The organism is Granulicatella sp. (assembly GCF_057274575.1).
This window is the reverse complement of record NZ_DBHISP010000035.1, coordinates 1-3980: the sequence shown is the minus strand read 5'-3', so window position 1 is coordinate 3980 and position 3980 is coordinate 1. Positions and strand designations below refer to the sequence as shown.

Below are 3980 nucleotides of genomic sequence, written 5' to 3'. Positions count from 1 at the left end.
ACAGAACTAAATCCTTTGCTTAAATTAATTGTCTAACTTTTTGGGGTCAGTACATTATTGGACGGAGGTTCTTTCTTATTTATTAAGCTTTTAAGGTTACTTTCCCTACTTCTTCTTTTCCTTCAATAGAACCTTCTGTTGCAATAGAGATAGAATCTACCTTATCCATATTCGTAAAGAGAACCATCATCGCAGTATTTTTACCCGCTGCTTTTAACGCTTCTAGATCAACTGTCGATAACACTGTGTTCTCATCTACCTTTTGCCCTACAGTTACTGTTGTTTCAAAAGGTACTCCTTTTAACTCAACCGTATCAATTCCCATATGAACCAACACTTCAAGTCCTCCCGAAGTTTGAATTCCTATAGCGTGAAGTGTTGGAAAAACATTGACTACTTCTCCTTTAACAGGTGAAGTAATGACACCATTTGCTGGGATGACTGCAAAGCCGTCTCCCATCATCTTTCCAGCAAACACTGGATCATTCACTTGTGTAATTGGAACAATTTCCCCAGCTACAAGTGCAAAAACTAAAACTTCTTTTTCTACTTGATTCTTTTTAAAAAATCCAAACATTTTATCTTCTCCTTCTTTATTCAGGTTGAATCGCATGCAATGTATTTGAAAAAATAGAATGCTTTCTTTCCTTATCGATTTCCTTGTAATAACTATACAAAATATCAACCACCACTAAAACCGGAAACTGTGGTGAAATTGTCGTCCCTTGTTCCAAAGCATTTTTCATCGCAATAAGTACCAATTCATCGCATTCATGCGACAGTTCCTCACTCTTTTTAGAAGTGATCAGAACCGTTTTTGCTCCCTGATTCTTTGCAATATTTACTGCCTTTACCACACTTTCATTTGCCGAAACTGTGATTCCAATGACAAGACAATCTTCATCAACAAGCACACGATTCATAAGCATTGTATGCAAATCCGTAATCGCCTCACAAATCATCCCAAGTCTCATAAACCGAAATTTCATCTCTAATGCTGCTAGTCCAGAGCTCCCTTGACCATATATATATACCCTTTTAGCACTGCTGAGCAATTCACAAACTCGAATTAATTGAGCTTCATTTACAAGGGAAAAAGACTTCGACAAAAGCTCAGCATAATCTTCAAGAACGATTTTAGTCGAATTAATATGAAGCGTCGACTCTTCCTTACTTCTCTTTTCATAATCATAAATAAATTGTCGATATCCGTTATATCCGCATTTCTGGGCAAATCTTGTCAGTGACGGAATGGAAACGAATAAACGATTGGACACTTCTTGTGCCGAAAGAGACACTCCTTCTGGAATTGGTTCTAGAAAATACTGTGCAATTGTCTTTTCAATCGGTGTTAAAGTATCGTAAATAGACTCTATAATAGGAGCCACTTTTTTCTCGAATGACAACACCTGCATCTCCCCTTTGAATTTGCTTTTTTTATTATAACATACGATGCATATTCCTATTAAAAATTAAAAGCAGGCAAACTAGACACGAGGGCTAGTTTACCTGCTTTAGTTAAGATTGATTACTAGTCATCTACACCTAAAATTTCATTGATATTGTTTTTGTATAGGATAGCTTTAGCTCCATAAATTGCTTGAATGCCGCCTTTCACTTCAAGAACATCAACAGCACCGATTTCTTTTAACGTTGCTTTATTCACTTTTTCAACATCTTTAACAGATACGCGTAAACGTGTGATACAAGCATCTACATCTTCGATATTTTCTTGACCACCCAAAGCATCAATAATACGAACGCTATCTTGTTTTAAGCTATCTTTAGTTTCCACAACTGGTTTTTCATCACTAGCTAAATCATCTTCAACACGTCCTGGTGTAGCAACATTGAATTGAAGAATAAACCATCTAAATACAACATAATATAAAACGCTCCAAACAAGACCAAATGGAATTTGTAATAACCAGTTTGTCTTATCATTACCTTGTAATACCCCAAATAATGTGAAGTCGATAACCCCACCTGAGAATGTATTACCAATAGAGATATTTAGAATATCAGCGATGAAGAAACTTACCCCATCAAGGAATGCGTGAACAACATATAATACTGGGCTTACGAATAAGAACATGAACTCAATTGGTTCTGTAATACCAGTAATAAATGAAGTTAATGCAACCCCGAAGAATAAACCAGCGTATTTTTTACGACGATCTTTTGGTACACAGTGGTACATTGCTAAGCAGGCTGCTGGAAGACCAAACATCATTGTTGAAAAACGTCCAGCGAAGAAACGAGTTCCTTCAGTAAATAGTCCTACATGGTTTGGATCCGCTAATTGAGCAAAGAAGATTTTTTGAGCCCCAACCACAGTTTGGCCAGCTACAACTTCCACTCCACCTAATTCTGTAAACCAGAACATTGGATAAATCATATGGTGTAACCCTACAGCACCACATAAACGCATTAAGAAGCCATATAAAAATGTACCAATTGGACCAGCTTGTGAGATATATCCACCAGTAGATACTAATAATTGTTGGAATGGTGGCCATACTAAGAAGAAGATTGCTCCCACAAAGATAGACGCAAATGATGTTACAATTGGAACAAAACGGCTACCACCAAAGAATCCAAGTACTTGAGGTAATTGAATATTGTTATAACGGTTATGTAACCATACAGCCACTGATCCAACTACAACAGCACCGATAACCCCAGTATCAATGGAAGCATCTTTTGCCATAAATAATCCAACAAGAGCTTTAATAGTTGCAGTCATTACCAAGTATCCTGTAACCCCAGCAAGAGCAGCAGTTCCTTTGTCACGTTTTGCTAGCCCGATACAGAGCCCGATACAGAGAAGAAGTGATAGATTTGCAAAGACAACTTCTCCAGCTTGGCTCATCACTTTAAAAATCGCTTGTAATACTTCGTTATTTAATGCAGGGTATGTCGCAACAGTTGTTGGATTGGATAAAGCTCCCCCAATCCCTAATAGCAAACCAGCTGCCGGCAAAATGGCAATTGGCAACATAAATGCCTTCCCTATTTTTTGTAAGACTTTAAACATATGGTTTTCCCCCTAAACTTAAAATGAATAATTCTTATCTTTCCTAGTGTTGATGAATAGCATCAACAAATTTTTTTGTAATGAGTTGTGGACGCGTAATCGCAGAACCTACAACTACACTATAAGCGCCCAACTCTAGCACTCTTTTCACCTTTTCCGGTGTATCAATATTTCCCTCTGCAATTAAAGGATGTTTGATTTGTTTCAAAACAGTTCTTAAAATTTCAAAATCATTCGCTTCAATTTTATCTCCCTTACTTTGTTTCGTATATCCCACTAAAGTACTTCCGATAAAATCAAAACCGAGTTCATCAGCGTGAATCATTTCTTCTACTGTAGAACAATCCGCCATCAATAATTGATTAGGATATTTTTCTCTAATTTTCTTATAAAATTCGTCCAACGACTGTCCATTTGGACGAGTAGATGAAGTCGCATCCAGTGCAATAATTTCTGGTTGAACCGTCATAAGTTCGTCTACTTCCTTCAACGTGGCAGTAATAAAAACATCCGAATCGTTATAATCTCGTTTAATAATTCCAATAACTGGTAAATCTACAGCTTCTTTGATTGCTTTTATGTCCACTACTGAGTTGGCACGAATCCCCTTTGCTCCTCCTTCCTTTGCAGCAACTGCCATACGAGCCATAATATAATCACTATGCAATGGTTCATGCGGCAATGCTTGGCATGATACAATTAATTGACCATGTATTCTCATAAACAGCCTCCTTTTTAAAACCCTTTCATATTATCAGTATACTAGTCATAGAAACCATTTTCAATACACCTAGTTTTTTTAGTAAGTAGTTTCAAAAACCGTCTCTATCATTTCTTCCTTTATCCTTTTTTCGAAATTACTTTCATGCCCAATCAAAAATTTTACACTAAACAAAGTATAAATTTCTAATTATCTTTTTATATTTTCTTAAATGCTCGTAAA

At 36.5% G+C, this 3980-nt stretch carries 4 protein-coding genes; all 4 read right to left on the bottom strand.

All coding sequences use genetic code 11. The annotated features are described in order from the left end of the window. Positions 1-82 precede the first annotated feature (82 nt). The 4 genes from ACO5V7_RS08775 to ACO5V7_RS08760 all read right to left on the bottom strand — a co-directional run bounded on the left by ACO5V7_RS08775 (position 83) and on the right by ACO5V7_RS08760 (position 3758). Complete coding sequence (locus ACO5V7_RS08775) at positions 83-577, bottom strand: PTS sugar transporter subunit IIA (protein ID WP_485485879.1); 495 nt, start codon at positions 575-577, stop codon at positions 83-85. Positions 578-593: 16 nt separating this feature from the next. Beyond that, the gene (locus tag ACO5V7_RS08770) at positions 594-1409 is read right to left on the bottom strand and encodes a MurR/RpiR family transcriptional regulator (RefSeq protein WP_049554694.1); all 816 of its coding nucleotides are present in this window, start codon (positions 1407-1409) and stop codon (positions 594-596) included. A 122-nt stretch (positions 1410-1531) separates the two neighbouring features. Continuing rightward, positions 1532-3037, bottom strand: coding sequence for a PTS transporter subunit EIIC (locus tag ACO5V7_RS08765; RefSeq protein WP_005605121.1), 1506 nt, complete (start codon positions 3035-3037; stop codon positions 1532-1534). Positions 3038-3080: 43 nt separating this feature from the next. Next, positions 3081-3758, bottom strand: a complete 678-nt coding sequence (locus tag ACO5V7_RS08760; RefSeq protein WP_485485878.1) for an N-acetylmannosamine-6-phosphate 2-epimerase — start codon at positions 3756-3758, stop codon at positions 3081-3083. Positions 3759-3980: the final 222 nt, after the last annotated feature.